Annotated in this window: 21 protein-coding genes; 11 read left to right on the top strand and 10 right to left on the bottom strand. The window is 59.5% G+C overall.

The window, feature by feature from the left end; genetic code table 11:
* The first annotated feature begins 42 nt into the window (after positions 1-42).
* Entirely contained in the window at positions 43-537 is a 495-nt protein-coding gene (locus K5E19_RS20500; RefSeq protein WP_221552814.1) for a PadR family transcriptional regulator, read from the top strand.
* Here K5E19_RS20500 and K5E19_RS20505 read toward each other — a convergent pair.
* The gene (locus tag K5E19_RS20505; RefSeq protein ID WP_221552815.1) at positions 534-2,093 is read right to left on the bottom strand and encodes a methyl-accepting chemotaxis protein; all 1,560 of its coding nucleotides are present in this window, start codon (positions 2,091-2,093) and stop codon (positions 534-536) included. The genes K5E19_RS20500 and K5E19_RS20505 overlap by 4 nt on opposite strands.
* A 328-nt stretch (positions 2,094-2,421) precedes the next feature.
* Positions 2,422-3,942 (bottom strand): PAS domain-containing methyl-accepting chemotaxis protein, encoded by a 1,521-nt coding sequence (locus tag K5E19_RS20510; RefSeq protein ID WP_221552816.1) that lies wholly within the window; start codon positions 3,940-3,942, stop codon positions 2,422-2,424.
* A 426-nt stretch (positions 3,943-4,368) separates the two neighbouring features.
* On the opposite strand from K5E19_RS20510, the gene ygjG reads away from it, so the two are divergent.
* Complete coding sequence (gene ygjG, locus K5E19_RS20515) at positions 4,369-5,748, top strand: putrescine aminotransferase (protein WP_221552817.1); 1,380 nt, start codon at positions 4,369-4,371, stop codon at positions 5,746-5,748.
* 38 nt (positions 5,749-5,786) lie between these two features.
* Here the strand turns inward: ygjG and K5E19_RS20520 are convergent, their stop codons facing one another.
* Entirely contained in the window at positions 5,787-6,389 is a 603-nt protein-coding gene (locus tag K5E19_RS20520; protein ID WP_221552818.1) for a helix-turn-helix domain-containing protein, read from the bottom strand.
* Between the two features lie 42 nt (positions 6,390-6,431).
* Between K5E19_RS20520 and K5E19_RS20525 the strand changes: the two genes are divergently transcribed.
* Positions 6,432-7,118: a B3/4 domain-containing protein gene (locus K5E19_RS20525; RefSeq protein ID WP_221552819.1), complete on the top strand. Its 687-nt coding sequence runs from the start codon at positions 6,432-6,434 to the stop codon at positions 7,116-7,118.
* 12 nt (positions 7,119-7,130) lie between these two features.
* A complete protein-coding gene (locus K5E19_RS20530) occupies positions 7,131-7,979 on the top strand; it encodes a dihydrodipicolinate synthase family protein (protein WP_221552820.1) in 849 nt (282 codons plus the stop codon).
* Between the two features lie 150 nt (positions 7,980-8,129).
* Here K5E19_RS20530 and lsrG read toward each other — a convergent pair whose 3' ends face one another.
* From lsrG to lsrA, 6 genes are read right to left on the bottom strand one after another with little or no spacing between them, the layout of a single operon-like run.
* Positions 8,130-8,423: a (4S)-4-hydroxy-5-phosphonooxypentane-2,3-dione isomerase gene (gene lsrG, locus K5E19_RS20535; protein WP_003862606.1), complete on the bottom strand. Its 294-nt coding sequence runs from the start codon at positions 8,421-8,423 to the stop codon at positions 8,130-8,132.
* A complete protein-coding gene (lsrF, locus tag K5E19_RS20540) occupies positions 8,420-9,307 on the bottom strand; it encodes a 3-hydroxy-5-phosphonooxypentane-2,4-dione thiolase (protein WP_029741387.1) in 888 nt (295 codons plus the stop codon). The genes lsrG and lsrF overlap by 4 nt, the downstream gene beginning before the upstream one ends.
* 11 nt (positions 9,308-9,318) lie before the next feature.
* On the bottom strand, positions 9,319-10,320 hold the full coding sequence (lsrB, locus tag K5E19_RS20545; RefSeq protein WP_221552821.1) for an autoinducer 2 ABC transporter substrate-binding protein LsrB: 1,002 nt from the start codon (positions 10,318-10,320) through the stop codon (positions 9,319-9,321).
* A 1-nt stretch (position 10,321) separates the two neighbouring features.
* Positions 10,322-11,299, bottom strand: a complete 978-nt coding sequence (gene lsrD, locus K5E19_RS20550; RefSeq protein WP_221552822.1) for an autoinducer 2 ABC transporter permease LsrD — start codon at positions 11,297-11,299, stop codon at positions 10,322-10,324.
* A complete protein-coding gene (lsrC, locus tag K5E19_RS20555) occupies positions 11,300-12,331 on the bottom strand; it encodes an autoinducer 2 ABC transporter permease LsrC (protein ID WP_221552824.1) in 1,032 nt (343 codons plus the stop codon). It abuts the gene before it with no gap.
* The gene (gene lsrA / locus K5E19_RS20560) at positions 12,328-13,815 is read right to left on the bottom strand and encodes an autoinducer 2 ABC transporter ATP-binding protein LsrA (RefSeq protein ID WP_221552846.1); all 1,488 of its coding nucleotides are present in this window, start codon (positions 13,813-13,815) and stop codon (positions 12,328-12,330) included. The genes lsrC and lsrA overlap by 4 nt, the downstream gene beginning before the upstream one ends.
* Positions 13,816-14,030: 215 nt before the next feature.
* Here lsrA and lsrR point away from each other — a divergent pair, with 215 nt between their 5' ends.
* The 3 genes from lsrR (at position 14,031) to K5E19_RS20575 (ending at position 18,822) form a co-directional block, all read left to right on the top strand.
* Positions 14,031-15,002, top strand: coding sequence for a transcriptional regulator LsrR (gene lsrR / locus K5E19_RS20565; RefSeq protein ID WP_193532105.1), 972 nt, complete (start codon positions 14,031-14,033; stop codon positions 15,000-15,002).
* Positions 15,003-15,034: 32 nt separating this feature from the next.
* Entirely contained in the window at positions 15,035-16,615 is a 1,581-nt protein-coding gene (gene lsrK, locus K5E19_RS20570) for an autoinducer-2 kinase (protein ID WP_221552826.1), read from the top strand.
* Between the two features lie 185 nt (positions 16,616-16,800).
* On the top strand, positions 16,801-18,822 hold the full coding sequence (locus tag K5E19_RS20575; protein ID WP_221552828.1) for an NADPH-dependent 2,4-dienoyl-CoA reductase: 2,022 nt from the start codon (positions 16,801-16,803) through the stop codon (positions 18,820-18,822).
* An 83-nt stretch (positions 18,823-18,905) separates the two neighbouring features.
* Here K5E19_RS20575 and rlmG read toward each other — a convergent pair whose 3' ends face one another.
* A complete protein-coding gene (rlmG, locus tag K5E19_RS20580) occupies positions 18,906-20,042 on the bottom strand; it encodes a 23S rRNA (guanine(1835)-N(2))-methyltransferase RlmG (protein WP_221552831.1) in 1,137 nt (378 codons plus the stop codon).
* An 83-nt stretch (positions 20,043-20,125) separates the two neighbouring features.
* Here rlmG and K5E19_RS20585 point away from each other — a divergent pair, with 83 nt between their 5' ends.
* The 4 genes from K5E19_RS20585 (at position 20,126) to sstT (ending at position 24,398) form a co-directional block, all read left to right on the top strand.
* The gene (locus tag K5E19_RS20585; protein ID WP_221552832.1) at positions 20,126-20,629 is read left to right on the top strand and encodes a M48 family metallopeptidase; all 504 of its coding nucleotides are present in this window, start codon (positions 20,126-20,128) and stop codon (positions 20,627-20,629) included.
* 70 nt (positions 20,630-20,699) lie between these two features.
* Positions 20,700-21,698, top strand: coding sequence for a Gfo/Idh/MocA family protein (locus K5E19_RS20590; protein WP_221552833.1), 999 nt, complete (start codon positions 20,700-20,702; stop codon positions 21,696-21,698).
* Between the two features lie 251 nt (positions 21,699-21,949).
* Positions 21,950-22,918 carry a TerC family protein gene (locus K5E19_RS20595; protein ID WP_221552834.1) on the top strand — a complete coding sequence of 323 codons (969 nt, stop codon included), beginning with the start codon at positions 21,950-21,952 and terminating at the stop codon, positions 22,916-22,918.
* 238 nt (positions 22,919-23,156) lie between these two features.
* Positions 23,157-24,398 (top strand): serine/threonine transporter SstT, encoded by a 1,242-nt coding sequence (gene sstT / locus K5E19_RS20600; protein ID WP_221552835.1) that lies wholly within the window; start codon positions 23,157-23,159, stop codon positions 24,396-24,398.
* Positions 24,399-24,418: the final 20 nt, after the last annotated feature.

Below are 24,418 nucleotides of genomic sequence, written 5' to 3' on the forward strand. Positions count from 1 at the left end.
ATCTAAGATATAGTTTAGATATATCAAATTGAGAGGGTCACTATGCGACACGAACATGAAGGCGGTGGACGCCGACCGCGCTTTTTCGGCCACGGCGATCTGCGTCTGGTGATACTGGATATCCTTACCCGCAACGCCAGCCACGGTTATGAGCTGATCAAAGAGATCGAGAACCTGACGCAGGGGAACTACACGCCAAGCCCGGGCGTGATCTACCCAACCCTGGATTATCTGCAGGATCAGGCCTTTATCACCATTACGGAAGAAGAGAACGGCCGTAAGAAGATTGCGATAACCGCCGAAGGACAACGCTGGCTGGATGAAAACCGGGAACAGCTGGAACAGATCCAGGTGCGCATCAAAGCGCGCAGCGTCGGCTTCCAGCTGCGAAAAAACCCGCAGATGAAGCGGGCACTGGATAACTTTAAAGCAGTGTTAGACCTGAAGGTGAATCAGGGAGAGCTCAGCGACGCGCAGCTCAAGCAGATTATCGGCGTCATTGACCGCGCGGCGCTTGAGATTTCCCAGCTGGATTAAGCCGGTGCGTGCTCGCTCACGCGGAAGACGCGTACAAGCTCTTTCAGGTGCATCGCCTGCTCATTCAGCGATGCCGCCGCCGCAACGGACTCCTCCACCAGCGCGGAGTTCTGCTGGGTGGTGGCGTCAATCAGGCCAATCGCACTGTTGATCTGCGAAATGCCTTCCGTCTGCTCGTGGCTGGCCTGACGGATCTCACGCAGAATCACGTCCATCTCCTCCACGTTGCCGACCATCCCGTTGATCAGCCCGCTGGCTTTTTCGACCAGGTTCATCCCGTCCTGGGTCTGGCTGGTGGAGCTTTCAATCAGCTGGCGGATTTCACTCGCTGAAGAGGCGCTCTTCTGTGCCAGCTGGCGCACTTCGCCCGCAACCACCGCAAAGCCACGCCCGTGCTCTCCTGCGCGCGCCGCCTCGACCGCCGCGTTCAGCGCCAGAATATTGGTCTGGAAGGCAATGGCGTCGATCAGGTCGATAATGTCGGACATCCGGTTAGACGTTTCGTTAATCAGGCGCATTTTGCTGGTCACCTGCTTCATCATCTCACCGTTGTTTTTCACCACCATGGCGGCATCGGCAGAGAGGTTGGTCGCTTCCCCGGTGTGCGACGCGGTGTTTTTCACCGTCGCGGTGATCTGCTCCATTGAGGCAGCCGTCTGCTCGACGGAACTGGCCTGCTCTTCCGTGCGCGCGGCCAGATCCTGGTTGCCTGCGACAATCTGCGCGGCGGCGCTGGAGATGTTCTCCGAGCCGGTCTGCACCTGCTGCACGATCTCCAGCAGACGGGTTTTCATCTCCATCAGTGCATGCAGCAACAGGCCGGTTTCGTCTTTGCCGTGAGACGTAATGCTGCCGGTCAGATCACCATCGGCAATGGCTTCAGCAAAGCTCACCGCCTCGCCAAGCGGCCGGGTAATGGAGCGCACGATAAACCAGCCAATCAGGCTGCCCGCCGCCACGCTGAAGAGCGTGATCAGAAGCAGCAGCATGCGGTTGGTTCGGAAATCACCGTCCACCTGCGCGCCCGCGCTCTGCATCTCGTCGTTTTGGATGGCGATCAGCGCCTGCACCTTCGCTTTGTAAGCCTGCTGCACGGTGAGGGTGTTGGTCATCATCTCCTGGATAGCGCCCGCACGGTTGTTGTTCTGCACCGCCTGCAAAATGCGGTAGCGCGAGTCCAGATACTGCTGGCGCACGCTGCGGATATCCGCCAGGACCTGCTGAGACTTCGGATCCTGCAACGCGTTGTTTAGCTCGCCCAGGATCACCGTAATGTGCTCGCTGATCTCTTTCAGACGCTGCTGAGATTGCCCCGTGTAGGTGCCCTGCTCGTCCAGCAGCATAAGCTGCTGCGTGCTTATAAATTCCTGGAAGTTGTCGATTAGCTGGTTGGCTTTTACCGTGGTTGGATAATCGTGGGTAATGATAGTCTGCATCCCGTTGTTCGCCCGATTCAGGCTCAGCAAAGAGACGCTCGCACTGACGATCATCAGAACAATAAAGAACTCGAACGCCAGAAATAATTTCGTGCCGATCTTTACGTCATGTAAGAACATATTTACTCCATCGATGTGATTATTTCTCAGACGATCACCGTTATCGGTAACGAACGCGCTAACTTTATGACTTTGATCGTTTTTTTATTTCATAACCATCACAATGGATAGGTACAGTCTATTAATTTTGGCGCATCGATCGTTGCGTAACCACCAGAGAGGGCATTTCTGAAATAGCGTCGGGGAAAACTGACTTAGGCAGGCATAAATAACTGAGCGGATTTTTTTAGTTATTTAATATCACATTAACAATAAACGTTAAAAATTATCACATTAAAAAGCCGTTTATACCTGATGGTATAAACGGCTTTTCTGGAACATTACTGACTCAATGGAGCACGGTCACGGCATCTTTGAGACGTCCCGCACGGTGCTTCACCATGGCGGAGATCTGCGCGCTCTCCTCTACCAGGTCCGCATTTTTCTGCGTGATACTGTCCAGTTCGGCAACGGCCCGGGTCAGCTCGGACAGACCGGTAGCCTGTTCGGACGTGGCGTGGCTAATCTGGGCAATAAGCTGCGTGACGTTTTTCACCTGCTCAACAATGTCATCCATTGTGCGGCCTGCCGCGTGAACCTGATCGGAGCCGGACTGTACCTTGCTGGCGCTGGCGTCAATCAGCTTACGGATATCGTTGGCCGCATTGGCGCTACGGCTGGCGAGGTGGCGAACCTCACCGGCCACGACCGCAAAGCCTTTGCCCTGTTCGCCCGCACGTGCCGCTTCCACTGCTGCGTTCAGCGCCAGAATATTGGTCTGGAAAGCGATGTCATTGATAAGCGAAGTGATCGAGCCAATCTGCTGGGTGCTGTCAGCAATATCATCCATGGTTTTCACCACCGTCTGCATCGCATTTCCACCTTTGGTCGCCGCGCTGCTGGCCGCCACGGAGAGCTTATCGACTTCGGCAGCGGTTTCAGAGTTGCTTTGTACCGAGGCAGCCATCTGATTCATCGTCGCCACGGTCTGCTGCACATTGGTGACGGTCTGCCGCGTGCGGTCGTTGAGATCGTCATTTCCCTGCGCCAGCTTATCGCTGCCATCGCGCACGCTCACCACCTGGCTTGATACATCATTGATTAACCAGCGGCACATCAGCCCCAGCTGTCCAATCGCGCGCAGCGTCAGCCCCAGCTCGTCGCTGCGGTTCAGGTGCTGCACGCTGTTACGCTCACCCGTCGCAACCTTCAGCGCCTGACGCGCAACATTTTCCACCGGGCGGACAATCTGCTGCTCGAACAGCATCGTCCCCGCGACCATCACGACGGCAGCAGCCACCAGCGAAGGCCAACCCGCAGAGGTGAACGCCAGCGTGGCAGCCATTACCGCAAACAGCGCCGCCATGACGCTACGAACCCGCCAGCGCAGCGGCATAGCCGGTAACTTCCCGAGCCAGCCTTTGCGCACCACCAGCCCTTTATGGATACGTTTTTTACAGCGGCCTTCATTGAGCGCTTGATATAAAGGCTCCACGGTCGCAATCTCTTCCGCCGTCGCTCTTGTGCGAATCGACATATAGCCGGTCATTTTCCCGTGGCGCACCATCGGCACGGCGTTCGCCCGCACCCAGTAGTGGTCGCCGTTTTTGCGGCGGTTTTTGACAATCCCGCTCCAGGGTTCCCCCTGCTGCAGCGTGTACCACATGTCGGCGAAGGCCGCTTTCGGCATGTCGGGGTGACGCACCATGTTGTGCGGCTGTCCCATCAGCTCTTCGAGCGTATAGCCACTCACCTGCACAAAGGTGTCGTTGGCATGGGTCATGTAGCTCTGGAGATCGGTAGTCGACATAAGAGTGGTGTCACTATCCAGAGGGTATTCATTCTGGGTGACAAAGGATGGAGAAGACATGGCGGGCATTCCTTGCAGGTTATTCGAGTGTTAATTTTGTGGTTTATTGTTTTTTCGGCGGTTACAAATTTATCTTTAGTTGTTAAATCCGATCGAGATCGCAAATTTCAGTTAAACCGCACTTTCTGTACGCTTTTCTAATCGATTGATTTAAAATACTTTCGTACAGAAATTACCTGCAAAGCATGATCTGTTAACGCCCACTTAAGTGGCATCTTTCGCACCACTCCGGTGCAATTGACCCCATCCATCGCAATCTCCCCCCTTCCCCTTCATCCCGTCAGGCTTGTATCGGCATGATTAAATATTGCGCAACATTATTTTAACCTGGCGTTTATCCCGATTTTCGTTAAGTCCGCTGAAGTGGCGTAATCCCTGCAATACTTAACGCAGTATCATGTGATACGCGATCCCCGGGAGCATATTTTGAACAGGTTACCTTCCAGCGCCTCGGCTCTTGCCTGTACCGCGCACGCACTGAATCTCATTGAGAAGCGAACGCTCGATCATGAGGAGATGAAACAACTTAACCGAGAGGTCATCGATTACTTTAAAGAGCATGTGAATCCTGGTTTTCTGGAGTATCGCAAATCTGTTACCGCCGGCGGGGATTACGGAGCCGTAGAGTGGCAAGCGGGAAGTCTGAACACGCTTGTCGACACCCAGGGACAGGAGTTTATCGATTGCCTGGGTGGTTTTGGTATTTTCAACGTGGGGCACCGTAATCCAGTTGTGGTTTCCGCCGTACAGAATCAACTTGCGAAACAACCTCTCCATAGCCAGGAGCTGCTTGACCCGCTTCGCGCCATGCTCGCGAAAACGCTGGCGGCCTTAACGCCCGGCAAACTGAAATACAGCTTCTTTAGCAACAGCGGCACGGAATCGGTCGAAGCGGCGATTAAGCTCGCCAAGGCCTACCAGTCGCCGCGCGGGAAATTCACTTTTATCGCCACCAGCGGCGCGTTCCACGGGAAATCCCTGGGCGCACTGTCGGCGACCGCCAAATCGACCTTCCGCAAACCGTTTATGCCGCTGCTGCCGGGCTTCCGCCACGTGCCGTTTGGCGACATTAACGCCATGCGCACCGTGCTGAGTGAATGCCGTAAAACCGGCGACGATGTGGCAGCGGTGATCCTGGAGCCTATCCAGGGTGAAGGCGGCGTGATCTTGCCTCCGCAGGGCTATCTGCCCGCCATCCGTCAGCTGTGCGATGAGTTTGGCGCGCTGCTGATCCTCGACGAAGTGCAAACCGGGATGGGACGTACCGGCAAGATGTTTGCCTGCGAGCATGAAAACGTTCAGCCGGACATCCTGTGCCTGGCGAAGGCGCTCGGCGGCGGCGTGATGCCAATAGGTGCGACGGTAGCGACGGAAGAGGTGTTCTCGGTGCTGTTCGACAACCCGTTCCTGCATACCACCACCTTTGGCGGCAACCCGCTGGCCTGCGCGGCAGCGCTGGCGACCATCAACGTGCTGCTGGAGCAAAACCTGCCTGCGCAGGCGGAGCAGAAAGGCGACATGCTGCTGGACGGCTTCCGCCAGCTGGGCCGGGAATACCCGGACCTGGTGCAGGAGGCGCGCGGTAAAGGGATGCTCATGGCAATTGAGTTTGTCGACAACGAAATCGGCTACAGCTTCGCGAGCGAGATGTTCCGTCAGCGGGTGCTGGTGGCCGGGACGCTCAACAACTCGAAAACCATCCGCATTGAGCCACCGCTGACGCTGACCATTGAGCAGTGTGAGCAGGTGCTGAAAGCGGCGCGCAAAGCGCTGGCAGCGCTCAGGGTGAGCGTGGAAGAGGCGTAATCAACGCCGGGTGGCGCTACGCTTACCCGGCCTACTTTTCAACGGTGAAACTCCGCCACCGTCATAGTGAAGCGCAGCACGCTCTCCCCTTCGTTCGCATAACCGTGCGCCGCTTCGGTTTTCGCCACCGCCGACGCGCCAGCATTCACCTGCGTAACCGTCTCATCCACCGTCAGCGTCAACACGCCCTCGTTCACGTGCAGCAGCTCAAAGGTTCCCGCCGGATGCCCTGTCGAGGTGAAATACTCTCCTGGATGCATCTCCCACTGCCACAGCTCAATCATGTCCGGGCCCGCGGTGCCTGCCAGCAGCCTGGCGTAACCGCCCTGTGCACCCTGCCAGAGAACCGGGATCGCCGCTTCTTCAATAATGTGCACCAGCGGCTCGCTGGAGACGTTGACGATATCTGCTACGGAGATGCCGAGCGCGGCGGCCAGTTTGCACAGAATGGCGATACTGGGGTTGGCTGCGCCCTTTTCGATCTCCACCAGCATCCCTTTGCTGACGCTGGCGCGCCGCGAAAGCTCGTCCAGCGACAGTTTTTTTTCTTTACGCCAGTTGCGGATGCGGTTCGCCACGGCCAGGCTTACCTGGGCAACATCGGCACCCGAGCCAGTCATTATATTGACTTTATCAGTCATTGGTCACTACCATGGTATAAAACAGTCAATACAGGATTATTTATGTCTCTCGTAACGCCGTCAATAGATTCGCGACTTGCCGACATTGCGCCCGGCTTTCGGGCGCTGAGCATTCTGGTTGAAGCCGCGCCGATTACCCACCCGGAGGTTGCCCCCGCCGCGCTGGCGCAGGCCTGCCAGCAGATGTTGAATGATGATGTGCCGTGGGCTGATGCACACCTTTCAGACTGGGATGAGGTATTTAAAGCCTTCGGCGCAAAACCGAAACGCACGCCCTGTTCCGCCGCGGCCCTGCGCAAGCGGGTACTGAAAGACGGTTTGCTGCCATCGCTGGATCCGGTCGTGGATATCTATAACGCGGTGAGCATTCGCTATGCAGTTCCGGTGGGCGGGGAAAATCTCGCGGCGTACTCGGGCGCGCCGCGCCTGACGCTGTCCGACGGCAGCGAGCCGTTTGATACCTTTAAAGAGGGCCAGCCGGTGGTGGAATACCCGGATGCTGGAGAGGTTATCTGGCGCGACGACCTCGGCGTCACCTGCCGCCGCTGGAACTGGCGACAGGGAGTACGTACCCGTCTGGACAGCCAGGCGCAATCTATGTGGTTTATTCTTGAAAGTCTGCCGTCAATGCCGCTTGCGGCACTGGAAGAGGCGGGAGAAGAGCTGGTCAATAACCTGCAGCGGCTGATGCCGGGAGCCACGGTTCAGGTTCAACTGCTGACGCTGTAAGAGGACAACACGATGTTTCACGGATTAAGCGCTTTTCCGTTAACGCCCCTGAAGGAGGGGATGTTTGACGAGCAGTCCTTCATCAATCTTCTGCGCCCCGTGGTCGACGCTGGCGTGGATTCACTGGGCGTTTTGGGCTCAACGGGAAGTTATGCCTATCTGACCGTAGAAGAGCGCGGTCGGATCGCACGCTGCGCGGTGGCGCATGCCGATGACATTCCGGTCATCGTCAGCATTGGCGCATTACGGCTGGACGATATTCTGCGTCTGGCTGACGACGCGCAATCGGCAGGCGTCTCCGGCGTGCTGCTGGCACCCGTGTCGTACCAGCGATTAACGGAAGACGAAGTGTTTAATCTCTATGAAACGGTGACCCGCCGGATCTCCGTACCGCTGTGCATTTACGATAATCCCGCCACGACCGGTTTTTCGTTCAGCGATGAACTGTTATTTGCCGCCGCGGCTCTGCCGAATATAGGGTCCATAAAGCTTGGCCGCGTGCCGGAGGACCTGTCGCAGGTACGCGCTCGTCTTCCTGATCCCGTCACGCTGGGCATCGCCGGTGACTGGCGAGCGGCCTCCGCCCTGCAGGCCGGGTTTGACGTCTGGTACTCGGTGGTCGGCGGGTTGTTTCCGCAGACAGCGCTGGCAATTACCCGTTCGAAAGAGTCGGCACAATCCGAGCGGCTGGAGCCGCTTTGGGAATTGTTCCGTCGATACGGCAGCTTACGGGTGGTAGCGGCAGCGGCAGAAATGCTGGGGAAAGTTGAAACACCGGCGCTCCCCTTCCCGCTTCAGGCTCTTCAGGGTGAGCCGCGCGAAGCGCTTGCTGCGATACTTGCGGATCTGGCGCTGGCCTGAACAACGCCGGGTGACGCTCGCGCTTACCCGGCCTACAAAATCAACACAGCCTCGCACCCGTAGGCCCGGTAAGCGTTAGCGCCACCGGGCAAACACCGCACCATCCCGCACCCGTAGGCCCGGTAAGCGCAGCGCCACCGGGCAAAGCCGTTACTCCGGCAACAGCCCCACAAAACTGCGTTTCTTACGCGGCTCTGACATCAATTCCTCAAGCTTATCCACGCACGCCAGATAGTGCGGAGTTTGCTTATGCGCCAACACCGCCTCCTCGTCTTTATAGGCCTCGTAGATAAAGAACCGGGTTTTGACCCTCGGGTCCTGCAATACGTCAAAACGCAGGTTTCCCGGCTCCTTGATTGCCCCCTCGTGGTTAGCGCGAAACACCTCCAGAAACTCGTCCACCCGCTCGGGCTTGATGTTGATTTCAACCAGCGTCACGTTCATTTTGCTTCTCCCTGTTTCTCTTCCTGCCAGAACTGGAACGCATCGCGGGCGTTCCAGTTCTCGTGAACCACTTTCTTCACCGCCTTCAGCATGGCGAGCGGCGCGCTGGACTGGAAAATGTTGCGCCCCATGTCCACGCCGGACGCGCCCTGGTCAATCGCGCGCCAGCACATCTCCAGCGCCTCGTGCTCCGGCAGCTTTTTGCCCCCGGCGATGACAATCGGCACCGGGCAGCTGGCGGTCACTTTTTCAAAGCCCTCGTCCACGTAGTAGGTTTTGACGAACTGCGCCCCCATTTCGGCGGCGATGCGGCTGGCGAGCGAGAAATAGCGTGCGTCACGCGCCATCTCCTTGCCGACGCCCGTCACCGCCAGCGTCGGCATGCCGTAGCGCGCGCCCGCGTCCACCAGCTTGATGATGTTGTTGATCGACTGATGCTCAAACTCGCTGCCGATGTACACCTGTGCCGCCACGGCGCAGACGTTCAGGCGCAGCGCGTCCTCCATCGCCACCGCCACGCACTCGTTCGACAGCTCGCCCAGAATCGAGTTACCGCCGGAGGCGCGCAGCACCACCGGTTTGTTCGTCGCGGCTGGCACCTGGCTCCTGAGGATGCCGCGGGTACACATCAGCACGTCGGTTTCACCAAACAGCGGCGCGATGGAGAGATCGATACGCTCAAGCCCGGTGGTCGGCCCCTGAAAGTAGCCGTGGTCAAAGGCCAGCATCACCGTGCGGTTGCTCTGCGGGTTGAAGATGCGCGCAAGCCTGGACTGCATGCCCCAGTCCAGCGAGCCGCAGCCCTTCAGGGTGTAAGGCACGTTCTGCTGCGGCGTGCCGATGCCAAAATCCTTGCCGTCTTTGATGTCGTCTAAATCAGCCATTTGCTCCCCCGTCAGAAATCGTATTTGCTGATGTTCTCTTTGGTGAACACCACGCGCTCCGGCAGCAGCACGATGCCGTTGCCCTTCGCCTCATACTGGTAGCCCTGCACGCTGTTCGGCTCGACCTTCAGCGCGCCGATATTTTTTACGTCCATGCTGTCGCCGACGTTAAGATCGCCTTTTTTCAGCAGGCGATCGGCGACATTGACCGCAATTTTGCCCTGTTGCACCACATCCCACAGGCCGAAGGCTTTCACCGTGCCGCGCTCAACGTACGGACGCATCACGTTCGGCGTGCTGAAGCCGACAATCGCCACCCCTTCGCGCTTCAGGTTTTCCGCCGCCTGCGCCGCCGCCGGCAGCGCGTTGGCGTCCGGGGCGATGATCGCATCCAGATCCGGATACGCTTTTAAGATCCCTTCGGCGGTTTGCAGGGATTTGGTGGCGTCGTTATAGCCAAATTGGGTCGTCACGACCTGCCACTGGGGGTGATCTTTCTCGATTTTGGCCTTCGCCTCTTTCACCCACTGGTTCTGGTCGGTAACGGTGGGGCTTGAGTAGAAGAACGCCACTTTAGCGTTCGGCTTGGTGACCTGCTTGCCCGCCATCTCCACCAGCAGGCCGCCAAGCTGCTCCGGCGTCCCCTGGTTGATATAGATGCTGCGGCACTCCGGCTTGGTGTCGGAATCCCAGGTCAGGACCTTGACGCCGCGCTGCATCGCGCGCTTCAGCGCCGGACATAAACCGTCCGGCGACACGGCGGAGACGATAATGGCGTTATAGCCCTGGTTGACGAAGTTATTGATGAGCTGCACCTGGCCGGAGACGCTCGGCTCGGTCGGGCCGTCGTAGGTGACGTCCACGCCGAGATCTTTCCCCGCCTCTTTCGCGCCGTTGCCGCCGCTGGTGAAGAAACCCACGCCCACCAGCTTCGGGATAAAGGCAATGCGGTCCGCCGCCTGCGCCGACGCGAAGCTGAGGGCCATTGCCAGGACTATCAATTTTGTTTTCATCTTACGCTCCGGATAGTTTTCTAAAGAGAGAACGCACCCACTCGCGGTGCAGACTCAGCGAACGTCCCATCACCACCACAACCAGCAGCGCCCCTGACAGCGCGCTCGACACCTGATTAGGGATGCCGACCATCTGTAAACCCTGCTGCAGGTAGCCCACCAGCAGCGCCGCCAGCGCCGTACCGACAACCGAGCCTGACCCGCCGTAGATATTGGCCCCGCCGAGCACGGCGGCAGTGAGCGCGGGCATCAGCAAATCACGCCCCAGATCCGAACGCGCGGAGCCGAAGTAGGAGACCATCACCAGTGCGGCAATCGCCGAGGCCACGCCCACCAGCCCGTACAGCGCGTAGGGCATGCCGTTCACCGACAGCGCCGCATAGCGCGCCGCGCGCGGGTTCTGCCCAATCAAAAACAGATGACGACCAAAGCGCCCGCGGTGGGTAATCAGCCAGAAGAAGACGGTAACCACCGCGAACAGCACCAGCGGTATCGGCAGACCCAGCACCGTGAGGTTAGCGAACGCCGTGAAGCCATCCGGGAAGCCGCCGATGCCCTCGTAGCCCGTCGCTCCCGCCATGCCGGAGAGCAGCAGCGCGCCGCCGCCGTAGAGGTAGAGCGTGCCGAGGGTGATCACCAGCGGGCTGATGCCGGTGTAGTGAATCAGCGCGGCATTAAATAATCCGCACAGCAGGCCGAGCAGCAGCGTCAGCGGAACGGCGACCACCATCGGCCACCCCGCCTGCATCATCACGCCCAGCGCGATGGCGCACAGGCCGATGGTCGAGCCGAGGGAGATATCGATCCCGCCGCTGATGATCACAAGCGTAAGCGGCAGCGCCACAATGCCGATGCAGATGAAGTCGCTGGTGCTGAACAGCAGCATGTTGATGTCGAGCATGCGCGGGTTGATGGCGCCAAAGAGCAGGATCTCCAGCACCAGTAAAATCAGCAGCGCGCTTTCCCAGTTAAGCCTCATTTACGCCACCTCTTTTTTGCGTTTGGGAAACGGGGTAACGTGCTTTCCCCCTTTGTTACCCGGCTGGAAGCGGCCGTACTTCAGCGCCCGCTGATGGCGCGCCAGCGCCTGGCGCAGGCGTCCGTCGAGCACCAAAACGCCCAGCAGCACCAGCCCGGCGATAAAGTCGTTCCACCACGCCGGGAGCCTGAACAGCACCAGCACGGTGTCGATTTGGGTCAGGAAGAAGGCGCCGAGCAGCGCGCCAACCAGCGTGCCCGTGCCGCCCAGCAGCGAAATCCCCCCGAGCACGCAGGCGGCGATGGCCTTCATCTCCAGCCCGCTGCCGGTCTGGTTGGGCACAAAGCCAATCTGCGCAGCAAAGACGATCCCGGCGCAGGCCGCCAGCATGCCGTTCAGGGTAAAGGCAATCATGCGGGTGCGGTTCACCGCCACGCCCAGCTGGCGCGCGGCGGCGAGGTTATCCCCCACCGCGTAGAAGTCACGCCCGAACGCGGTGCGCGACAGCGTCCATGCGCCTGTGGCCGCAACGATCAACACCAGCATGCCGAGCGGCGAAATACCGACGGCGGCAGGCTCAGAGAGGGATTTCAGCCCCGGCGGCAGCCCTTCAATCCACTTTCCGCCCGTCCAGAGCAGCATCGCCCCGCGGTACAGCCCCAGCGTGCCGAGGGTGGCGACAATCGCCGGGATGCGCAGCCCCACCACCAGAAACCCGTTAAACGCCCCGGCGAGCGCGCCAATCGACAGCGCGAAGAGAATGGAAACCGGCAGGCTGTAGCCGCTATTCAGCGCCACGCCGACGGCAATAGCGGACAACCCGACAATGGAGCCGACGGACACGTCGATATTGCGGGTCAGCATCACCAGCGCCGCGCCGATGGCCAGCAGGATCAGGATCTGCGAGCTGGCGAAGATCATCCCCAGCGTCTGTAAACTCAGGTAGGACGGGTTCAGCGCCACCAGCACGGCGAACAGCGCCAGTATGGCGAGAAACGCGCTCAGCTCGCGGTTTTTAAGTAAGGTCTTCATGATTGTCCTCCGAACGCCAGCGCCATCATCCTGTCGAGGCTGACGGCGTGGCGCGGCAGCTCGCCGCTGAGCACACCCTGATGCATCACCAGCACGCGGTCCGCAAGGCCGGGAAACTCGTCGAGATCGCTTGAGATCATCAGCACCGCCACGTTCTGCGCCGCCACGCTTTTTATCAGCTGGTAGATATCCGCACGCGCCGAGACGTCCACCCCGCGCGTCGGTTCATCGACGATCAGCAGTAAAGGGTTGGCCTCGAGACAGCGCGCCAGCAGCACCTTCTGCTGGTTGCCGCCGGAGAGCGTGCGCACGGTTTGATCCGCATGGTTGAGCTTGATCCCCAGCGCCCGGTGATAGCGCTCCACCACCGCAGACTCCCGCTTGCGCTGCTGCCAAATCGACGGCTCGTTCAGCGCCACGGTGTTCCAGCGGATCGGCGCGTCGAGGAACAGGCCGGACACCTGCCTGTCTTCCGGCAGATAGACCAGCCCTTTATCCAGACGTGAACTTACCGGATCGCCAGTAATCTCCTGATTCTCCAGCCAGACGCGGCCCCCGCGCACAGGCCGCAGGCCGTAGAGCGTTTCCGCAAACTCCGTGCGCCCGGATCCCACCAGCCCGGCCAGGCCAACGATCTCCCCGGCGTAGATCTCAAGGCTAAGATCGATAAACCCTTCTCCGGTGAGATCGTCCACCCGCAGCACCGGGAAATCCTGCGGCTGGGTGCGGCGGTTGCCCGGCAGCGCCAGCCACAGCTTTTGCGTATCGCTGAGGGATTTCTCACGGCTTACCGGCGTCATGGCGGCGATCAGGGCGCTGTCGTCAAACTGCGCGGTTTCGCCGCTCAGCACCACCGCGCCGTCGCGCATCACCGAGACGTGGCTCGAAAGCATGCGAATTTCCGGCAGCTTGTGCGAGATAAAGACAATCCCGACGCCGAGCGCCTGCAGGGCGCGGATCTGGCGGAACAGCCGCTCGGTTTCACCCGGCGTGAGGGAGGCCGTAGGTTCGTCGAGGATCAGGATCCTGGCATTGCGCATCAGCCCGCGCAGGATCTCCACCATCTGCTGGTCCGCCACTTCCAGAGTGCTGGCGGCGGCATCGAGATTAAGCTGGCACTGCAGCTGCTGGAGTTTCTCCGCCAGCCGCTTTTCCAGATCGCGCTCGCGCGGCAGGCGGAACAGGATGTTTTCCCGCACCGTCAGATTGGGGAACAGCAGCGGCTCCTGCGGCACAAGGTAAATGCCTAGCCTGTGCGCCTGCACGGGCGTGAGCCGCGCATATGACTGCCCCTCGACAGAAAGTTCACCGCTGTCCGGCGTTTCGACCCCGGCGATGATCTTCATCAGCGTCGATTTTCCCGCGCCGTTTCCGCCCATCAGCGCGTGTACCTGGCCCGCAAGCAGCGTGAAATCAATGCCTTTTAGAACCGGCACGCCTGAGAACTGCTTGCTGATATTCCGCGCGTCGAGAAGTGAGGTCATCATCGCTCCGCTATTGAACAAATGATTTTTAGATTTAATAATGTTCAAAAGCGTAGACGGTGAACTATATTTACAACCGTGCAGGGATCACAGTTTTATCGATTGAGATACAGATAAAGCAGAAACGATCTAAAAGATCCGTTTTGTCGCGTGGCTCACACTTTCCCTTCGCGCCATCACGAACATATGATCTAAATTTTTATAAGAGTTCAACTATGAGCGATAAACGCACTGCGGAAGAAGGACGGTTTGCCGGGCTGGCACTGGCGGAAGAGGAACTCGTGGCGCGCGTGGCCTGGTGCTACTACCACGACGGATTAACCCAGAACGACATCGGCGAGCGGCTCGGGCTGCCGCGTTTGAAGATTTCTCGCCTGCTGGAGAAGGGCCGTCAGTCCGGGGTGATCCGCGTGCAGATCAACTCCCGCTACGAGGGCTGCCTGGCGCTGGAGACCGAGCTACAGCAGCGCTTTGGCCTGAAGCTGGTGCGCGTGATGCCCGCGTTAAATACGCCGCCGATGAACGTGCGGCTCGGCATTGGCGCGGCGCAGTCGCTGATGGGCGTACTGGAGCCCGGCCAGCTGCTGGCGGTGGGGTTTGGTGAAACCACCATGAGCAGCCTGCAGCACCTGAGCGGCTTTATCAGCTCGCAGCAGATCCGCCTGGTGACGCTCTCCGGCGGCGTCGGGCCGTATATGACCGGTATCGGCCAGCTGGACGCGGCCTGCAGCGTCAGCATGATCCCCGCCCCGCTTCGCGTGTCATCCGCCGAGGTGGCCGGGATCTTAAAACGCGAAACCAGCGTGCGGGATGTGATCCTCGCCGCCACCGCCGCCGACGTGGCGGTGGTCGGCATTGGTTCGGTGAACCAGCGCCGTGACGCCACGATACTGCGCTCCGGCTATATCAGCGAAGGTGAACAGCTGATGTACGCCCGCAAAGGGGCAGTCGGCGACATTCTCGGCTATTTCCTCAATGCCGAGGGCGAGTGCGTCGAGGAGCTGGAGATCCATAAAGAACTGTTGGGCGTCACGCTCGATGAACTGGCGCAGCTGCCCACCATCGTTGGCGTGGCCGGAGGAGAAGAGAAAGCCGATGCGATTTATGCCGCACTGAAGGGTCGCCGTATCAATGGCCTGGTGACGGAGGAGACGACAGCCCGCGCGGTGCTGGCTCTGGCCGAATAAGAGTCGCCCTGCGCTAACAATGAGGCAAGCTCATGAGTTACCTTTTAGCGTTAGATGCAGGGACAGGCAGCGTTCGCGCCGTTATTTTCGATTTACAGGGCAACCAGATTGCCGTCGGCCAGGCCGAGTGGAAGCACCTGAGCGTGGAGAACGTGCCGGGGTCAATGGAGTTCGACCTCGAAACCAACTGGCAGCTGGCCTGCCGGTGCATTCATCAGGCGCTGGAGCGTGCGCGCCTGAGCGCGGCGGATATTCAGTCCGTCGCCTGCTGCTCGATGCGCGAAGGGATCGTGCTGTACGACCGCAACGGCGAGGCCATCTGGGCCTGCGCCAACGTCGACGCCCGCGCCAGCCGCGAGGTGGCCGAACTCAAAGAGATCCACGATTACCGTTTTGAATCCGAAGTGTATGACGTCTCAGGGCAAACGCTGGCGCTGAGCGCCATGCCGCGTCTGCTGTGGCTGGCGCACCATCGTCCGGATATTTACCGCAAGGCCGCGACCATCACCATGATCAGCGACTGGCTGGCGGCGAAGCTCTCCGGCGAGCTGGCGGTTGATCCGTCGAACGCGGGCACCACCGGCATGCTGGATCTCTTCTCCCGCGACTGGCGTCCGGCGCTGCTCGACATGGCCGGGCTGCGCGCCGATATCCTCTCCCCGGTGAAAGAGACCGGCACCGTGCTGGGCGCTATCACCAAAGAGGCCGCGCAGCAGAGCGGCCTGCGCGAAGGTACCCCGGTAGTGATGGGCGGCGGCGACGTGCAGCTGGGCTGTCTGGGGCTGGGCGTGGTCCGCGCCGGACAAACGGCGGTGCTGGGCGGCACCTTCTGGCAGCAGGTGGTCAACCTGCCGCAGGTGCGCACCGACCCCGAGATGAACATCCGCGTGAACCCGCACGTTATCCCCGGCATGGCGCAGGCGGAGTCGATCAGCTTCTTTACCGGGCTGACCATGCGCTGGTTCCGCGACGCCTTCTGCGCGGAGGAGAAGCTGATTGCCGAGCGGATGGGGATGGACACCTACTCCCTGCTGGAAGAGATGGCGAGCCGCGTACCGGCAGGCTCCCACGGGGTGATGCCGATCTTCTCCGACGCGATGCATTTTAAGCAGTGGTACCACGCCGCGCCGTCGTTTATTAACCTCTCCATCGACCCGGAAAAGTGCAACAAAGCGACGCTGTTCCGCGCCCTGGAGGAGAATGCGGCGATCGTTTCGGCCTGCAACCTGACGCAGATTTCGCGCTTCTCCGGCGTGACGTTTGAAAGCCTGGTGTTTGCGGGCGGCGGGGCCAAAGGCGCCCTGTGGAGCCAGATCTTAAGCGACGTCACCGGGCTACCGGTGCGCGTGCCGGAAGTGAAAGAGGCAACGGCGCTCGGCTGCGCGATTGCCGCGGGTACTGGCGCGGGGCTGTTTGCCGATATGGCCTCGACGGGCGAGCGGCTGATCAAGTGGAGCCGCGAGTTCACGCCGAACCCGCAGCACCGCGAGCTGTACGACGGCATGATGCAGAAATGGCAGGCGGTGTACGCCGACCAGCTCGGGCTGGTGGACAGCGGTCTGACGACGTCGATGTGGCAGGCACCGGGGCTAGTGCGCGCAACGGCGTCGTAAAAAACGCCGGATGGCGCTGCGCTTATCCGTCCTGGGGTTTTGTAGCCACGGTAAGCGCAGCGCCACCGGGGAAGTTCTTTGAGATCTATCACAATCATTCGATCCCGCTTTTACCTTTCCGCTGCCGCTGGCTAAATTAGTAACTCATCCGACCACATAACAATAATTTTACACTGGAAGAGACTATGAGCCGCTACCCGTCGTTATTCGCCCCTCTCGATCTGGGGTTCACCACACTCAAAAACCGCGTGTTGATGGGGTCGATGCACACCGGGCTGGAGGAGCATCCGGACGGGGCCGAGCGTCTGGCGGCCTTCTATGCCGAGCGCGCCCGCCACGGGGTGGCGTTGATTGTCACCGGCGGCGTGGCCCCGGCTCCTTCCGGCGTGGGCATGGAGGGCGGCGCGGTCCTGAACGATGCGTCACAGCTGCCGCACCATCGCATTGTGACCGACGCGGTACACCGCGAGGGCGGTAAAATCGCCCTGCAAATCCTGCACACCGGACGCTACAGCTATCAGCCGAACCTGGTCGCGCCGTCGGCCCTTCAGGCGCCGATTAACCGTTTTAAACCTCACGCCCTCACCCACGACGAGATCCTGGCGCTGGTTGACGACTTTGCCCGCTGCGCTGCGCTGGCCCGCGAGGCGGGCTACGACGGCGTCGAGGTGATGGGTTCAGAAGGCTACCTGATTAACGAGTTCCTCGCTGCCCGCACCAACCAGCGCGACGACGAATGGGGCGGCGACTATGCCCGCCGGATGCGCTTTGCCGTGGAGGTGGTGCGCGCGGTGCGCGAACGTGCGGGCGCGGACTTTATTATCGTCTTCCGCCTGTCGATGCTCGACCTGGTGGAAGGCGGCGGGACGTTCGACGAAACCGTGCAGCTGGCGCAGGCGATTGAAGCCGCAGGTGCCACGATTATCAACACCGGCATCGGCTGGCACGAGGCGCGCATCCCGACCATCGCCACGCCGGTGCCGCGCGCGGCGTTCAGCTGGGTAACGCGGAAGCTGAAAGGCAAAGTGTCTGTTCCGCTGGTCACCACTAACCGCATTAACGATCCGCAGGTGGCGGACGATGTGATCTCACGCGGCGACGCCGATATGGTGTCGATGGCGCGCCCGTTCCTGGCCGATGCCGAACTGCTGTCTAAAGCGCAAAGCGGCCGTGCAGATGAAATCAACACCTGCATCGGCTGTAACCAGGCCTGTCTGGATCAGATCTTCGTCGGGAAGGTCACCTCCTGTCTCGTTAACCCTCGCGCCTGCCATGAAACCAAAATGCCGGTCGTTCCAGCGGTGAATAAAAAACGCCTGGCCGTGGTGGGCGCAGGCCCCGCAGGGCTGGCGTTTGCGGTGAATGCCGCCTCGCGCGGGCACAGCGTGACGCTGTTTGATGCGCTGGCGGAGATTGGCGGGCAGTTTAATATCGCCAAACAGATCCCCGGCAAAGAGGAGTTCTATGAAACGCTGCGCTACTACCGCCGGATGATCGAGCTTACAGGCGTCGATCTGCGGCTTAACCAGTTTGTCAGCGCGGCGGATCTGATCGGTTTCGACGAGGTGATCCTGGCGAGCGGGATCGTCCCGCGCCTGCCGGCGATCGAGGGTATCGATCATCCGAAGGTATTGAGCTATCTGGATGTATTGCGTGACAAAACGCCGGTTGGCGAGAAGGTGGCGATTATCGGCTGCGGGGGTATCGGCTTTGATACCGCCATGTATTTAAGCCAGCCGGGCGAGGCCACCAGCCAGAACATCGCCGAGTTTTGCGTGGAATGGGGTATCGACACCAGCCTGAGCCAGTCCGGCGGATTACGCCCGGAAGGGCCGCAGCTGCCGAAAAGCCCTCGCCAGATCGTGATGCTGCAGCGTAAGGCCAGCAAGCCGGGCGAAGGGCTGGGTAAAACCACGGGCTGGATCCACCGCGCCACCCTGCTTTCACGCGGGGTGAAGATGATCCCGGCGGTGAGCTACCAGAAGATCGACGACGAGGGTCTGCACGTCACGATCGGCGGCGAGCCGCAGCTGCTGCGCGTGGATCATGTGATTTTATGTGCCGGGCAGGAGCCAAAGCGCGATCTGGCAGATCCGCTGCGCGAAGCCGGTAAAACGGTACATTTGATCGGCGGGTGCGATGTGGCGATGGAGCTGGATGCGCGGCGGGCCATTGCGCAGGGAACGAAGTTGGCGCTGGGTATTTAACGGCATCGCCCGGTGGCGCTTCGCTTACCGGGCCTACAAAACCGTAGGCCTGTGCAAGCGAAGCGCCGCCAGGCAAAACAATCTTACCGACGACGCCCCAGCTTCACCGCCTTCAGCACCACGAACTTGTTATTGGTCGCAATGGTGACGCAGTTGCCGAAAATCTTCTTCAGCTTGTGGAAGTAGTCCAGGTGACGGTTCGCCACGATGTACAGCTCGCCGTTGATTTTCAGGCAGCGGCGCGCGTGGTGGAACATCTCCCAAGCGACGTTATCCGTCAGGGCGTGCTTCTGGTGGAACGGCGGGTTGCAGAACACCGCGTTGAAGCGGAACGGCTCTACGCCCGACAGCGCGTTGTTGATCATAAACTCGCAGCGGTCCAGCGCTTCCGGCATGTTGGTTTCCACGTTCAGACGGCTGGAGGCCACCGCCATCGGCGACTCGTCGCTGAACACCACGCTGGCGTCCGGGTTCTTCGCCAGCAACGTCAGGCCAATCACGCCGTTACCGCAGCCCAGATCGACAATCTCACCTTCCAGATTTTCCGGCAGATGTTCCATAAAGAAACGCGCGCCGATATCCAGACCGGTGCGGGAGAAGACGTTCGCGTGGTTGTGGATGGTCCAGTCGGTGCCTTCCAGCTTCCAGCTCAGGGTCTCCGGCGCGTCGACCAGCTCCGGTGCGCTGAACGTACAGTTGATCAGGCGCGCTTTTTTCCACGCCAGCGTGGTGGTGGTCGGGCCGAGGACTTTCTCGAACAGCTCCAGCGTCGAGGTGTGAATATCGCGCGCTTTGGCACCCGCGATGATACGCGTGTCCGGCGTCACGACCTTACGCAGCGCGCGCAGCTGCTGCTCCAGCAGCGCCATGGTTTTTGGCACTTTGATCAGCACCACGCCCGGCGCCTGCGGGTAGTCCGCGGTGCTGTCGAGGAACTTCACGCTGGACTCTTCGATATCGTTATGGCGCAGGTTTTCACGCGTCGCCAGCTCGCTCAGGTAGGAATCGCCGATGCTGTAAGGCGTGTGCTCCGCCAGGGCACAGCCCAGCGCGCCAAAGGCGTCATTCAGGATCAAAACCGGGCCGCGGATTTCAGTCTCATCCAACTGTTGCAGCAGATATTCATCCGCCGCTTCCCACGCCATGAGCGGGTTAACGTCGTCCGTTTCCGGGAAACGTTTAAGGTTGAGTGAACGGAAACCGTTGTCTAAGTGGCTCATCGGCCCTCCTGAATGGTAAAATTTGGCGTATCCCTGAAAAGGGTGCGTGAGTATACCCGTTTTATTGTCGATTTGGGGCGTTGATGAACCAACTTACTTATCTCCAGGGCTATCCGGAGCATTTACTGACTCAGGTTCGCAGCCTGATTGCCGAGGAGAAGCTCGGCGCGGTGCTGGAAAAACGTTACCCCGGCACCCACGATTTCGCGACCGATAAGGCCCTCTGGCAGTATACGCAGGATCTGAAAAGCCGGTATCTGAAGAGCGCCCCGCCGATCAACAAGGTGATGTACGACAACAAGATCCACGTGCTGAAAAACGCGCTCGGCCTGCACACCGCCATCTCCCGCGTGCAGGGCGGCAAGCTGAAGGCGAAGGCCGAAATCCGCGTCGCGACGGTTTTCCGTAACGCGCCGGAAGCCTTTCTGCGGATGATCGTCGTCCATGAACTGGCGCACCTGAAGGAGAAAGACCACGACAAAGCGTTCTATTCCCTGTGCTGCCACATGGAGCCGCAGTACCACCAGTTGGAGTTTGATACCCGCCTGTGGCTTACGCATTTATCGTTAAAGAGTAATGCGCAGTAGCGCACGCGAATTGTCATGATGACGTGCTACAGTGGCTAAAGGTTCCCTGCTACGGAGTACGTAAACGTTTATGATACGTTTCGCAGTCATTGGAACGAACTGGATCACGCGCCAGTTCGTCGACGCCGCCCACGAAACCGGCAAACTTAAACTTACCGCAGTCTATTCCCGCAGTCTTGAGCAGGCGCAGAGTTTTGCTAACGACTACCTCGTTGAGCATCTCTTCACTTCGCTCGACGAGATGGCGCAAAGCGACGCCATTGACGCGGTGTATATCGCCAGCCCGAACTCCCTGCACTTCCCGCAAACGAAGCTGTTCCTCAGCCACAAAAAGCATGTGATTTGCGAGAAGCCGCTGGCGTCAAATATTCAGGAAGTGGAAGCGGCTATTGCGCTTGCCCGCGAAAATCAGGTGGTGCTGTTCGAAGCGTTCAAAACCGCCAGCCTGCCTAATTTCCTGCTGCTGCAGCAGTCCCTGCCGAAAATTGGCAAAGTGCGTAAAGCCTTTATCAACTACTGCCAGTACTCGTCGCGCTACCAGCGCTATCTGGACGGCGAGAACCCGAACACCTTTAACCCGGCCTTCTCGAACGGCTCAATTATGGATATCGGATTCTACTGCCTGGCCTCTGCCGTGGCCCTGTGGGGCGAGCCGCATGGTGTAACGGCCACCGCCAGCCTGCTGGAGAGCGGCGTGGATGCGCACGGCTTAGCGGTGCTGGACTACGGCGATTTCAGCGTTACGCTGCAGCACTCCAAGGTGAGCGATTCGGTACTGCCGAGCGAAATTCAGGGCGAAGCGGGCTCGCTGGTTATCGAGAAGATCTCCGAGTGCCAGAAAGTGAGCTTTGTGCCGCGCGGCGGTAAAGCGCAGGAGCTGACGCAGCCTCAGCATATTAACACTATGCTCTATGAGGCAGAGGTCTTCGCCCGTCTGGTCGAAGATAACGAAGTGAATCACCCGGGCCTTGCGGTAAGCCGCACCACGGCGAAGCTGCAAACAGAGATCCGCCGCCAGACCGGCGTGGTATTCCCGGCAGATGGCATCAACGCGGAAGCGATCGCGTAAAGCTGTGTAATGAAACAGCGCAGACCATTGACGAAACCGATGGTCTGACATATTTTGTTACCTGCAAAGGGGAGTAACTTCTTCGCCGGTGGATCGTCATTACGATGCGTGTAATACCGCATCCGGTCGCCGGGCAACCTTCGTGGTTGTAAGTGAGACCTTGCCGGAAGGCGAGGTCTATGCATAAAAAGCTAACGGCTATCGTCTTCTGACCATAGCCGTTTTTGTTTTTTATGTGTAAGGAAAATAGTATGCATTCTGTCGGCACTCCAATGCTGTGGGGCGGATTCGCGGTTGTCGTGCTCATCATGCTGGCGATCGACCTCTTTTTGCAGGGTCGTCGCGGCGAGCACGGCATGAGCGTTAAGCAGGCCGCCGTCTGGTCACTCGTGTGGGTTAGCCTCTCACTCCTTTTCTGCGCCGCCTTCTGGTGGTATCTGGCCTCGACCGAAGGCCGCGCGGTGGCCGATCCTCAGGCGCTCGCCTTCCTCACCGGTTATCTGATTGAAAAAGCCCTGGCGGTCGATAACGTCTTCGTCTGGTTGATGCTGTTCAGCTATTTTGCCGTGCCTGCAGCCCTGCAGCGCCGCGTGCTGGTCTACGGCGTGCTGGGTGCCATTGTCCTGCGTACCATCATGATCTTCGCTGGCAGCTGGCTGATTACCCAGTTCGAATGGCTGCTGTATGTATTCGGCGCGTTCCTGCTGTTCACCGGGGTGAAAATGGCGCTGGCGAAAGAAGACGATACCGGTATCGGCGATAAGCCGCTGGTGAAGTGGATCCGCGGCCATCTGCGCATGACCGACAAGATCGAGAGCGAGCACTTTTTCGTTCGCAAGAACGGCCTGCTGTTTGCCACCCCGCTGCTGCTGGTGCTGATTCTGGTCGAGCTGAGCGACGTGATTTTCGCGGTCGACAGCATTCCGGCAATCTTTGCCGTCACCACCGACCCGTTCATCGTGCTGACGTCTAACCTGTTCGCCATTCTCGGCCTGCGTGCCATGTACTTCCTGCTGGCAGGCGCGGCGGAGCGCTTCTCAATGCTGAAGTACGGCCTGTCGGTGATCCTGGTGTTTATCGGTATCAAGATGCTGATCGTCGATTTCTACCACATCCCAATCGCCATTTCGCTCGGCGTGGTGTTTGGCATTCTGATCGTGACGCTGATTATCAATACCTGGGTTAACCGCCAGCACGATAAGAAGCAGCAGGTAGAGTAAAACGTTCGGTGCGGCCTGATGCCCTCACCCCGACCCTCTCCCACAGGGAGAGGGTGAACACACTTTTGTAACTCAACAGTTAAAAAATATGATGCGACACGTAAAATCCAGCATTTTACGCTTCCGCCTTTCGCTGCTTTCCCTGATACTCAACCAGGCAAACAAATACTTACATCCGGACATAAATGTGACTTAGAGCACATCCAGGATGGAACGCAATTTCACTCAGGAATAACGTATGAGCACACAATCAAGCGGTCTGTTCGCGCGCCTGGCGCAGGGCAGTCTTGTAAAACAAATTCTGGTCGGGTTGGTACTGGGTATTCTGCTGGCGATGGTGTCAAAACCTGCTGCGGAAGCCACGGGACTGCTCGGCACCCTTTTCGTTGGCGCGCTGAAGGCCGTCGCACCGGTACTGGTTCTGATGCTGGTGATGGCGTCGATTGCCAACCACCAGCACGGACAAAAAACCAACATTCGCCCTATTCTGTTCCTGTATCTTCTGGGAACCTTCGCTGCGGCCTTAACGGCCGTTGTTTTCAGCTTCCTGTTCCCGTCCACGCTGCACCTGACCAGCGCGGCCGGTGATATTACCCCGCCGTCCGGCATTGTCGAAGTGCTTCGCGGCCTGCTGATGAGCATGGTCTCTAACCCCATCACCGCGCTGATGAATGCGAACTACATTGGCATTCTGGTCTGGGCGATTGGACTCGGCTTCGCGCTGCGTCACGGTAACGACACCACCAAAAACCTGGTGAACGATATGTCGAACGCAGTCACCTTTATGGTGAAGCTGGTGATTCGCTTTGCGCCTATCGGGATCTTTGGTCTGGTTTCTTCGACGCTGGCAACCACCGGTTTTGACGCGCTATGGGGCTACGCGCAGCTGCTGGTTGTGCTGGTCGGCTGTATGCTGCTGGTGGCGCTGGTGATCAACCCGCTGCTGGTGTTCTGGCAGATCCGCCGCAACCCGTATCCGCTGGTGCTGACCTGCCTGCGCGAGAGCGGCGTGTACGCCTTCTTCACCCGCAGCTCTGCGGCGAACATTCCGGTTAACATGGCGCTGGCGGAGAAGCTGAACCTGGACCGCGACACCTATTCCGTGTCGATCCCGCTGGGTGCAACCGTGAACATGGCGGGCGCAGCAATCACTATTACCGTGCTGACGCTGGCGGCGGTGCATACGCTGGGCGTTCCGGTGGACCTGCTTACGGCGCTGCTGCTAAGCGTAGTGGCATCGCTGTGTGCCTGCGGCGCATCCGGCGTGGCGGGCGGTTCGCTGCTGCTGATCCCGCTGGCCTGTAATATGTTCGGTATCCCGAACGAGATCGCAATGCAGGTTGTGGCCGTCGGCTTTATCATCGGCGTACTGCAGGACTCCTGCGAAACCGCGCTGAACTCCTCTACCGACGTGCTGTTTACCGCAGCGGCCTGTCAGGCGGAAGACGCGCGTTTAGCCAAGAACGCACTTCGCAGTTAACAGCAAAACGGCAACCCTGA

Origin of the sequence: Enterobacter sp. RIT637, assembly GCF_019718755.1 — a bacterium.
Lineage (GTDB): Bacteria > Pseudomonadota > Gammaproteobacteria > Enterobacterales > Enterobacteriaceae > Enterobacter.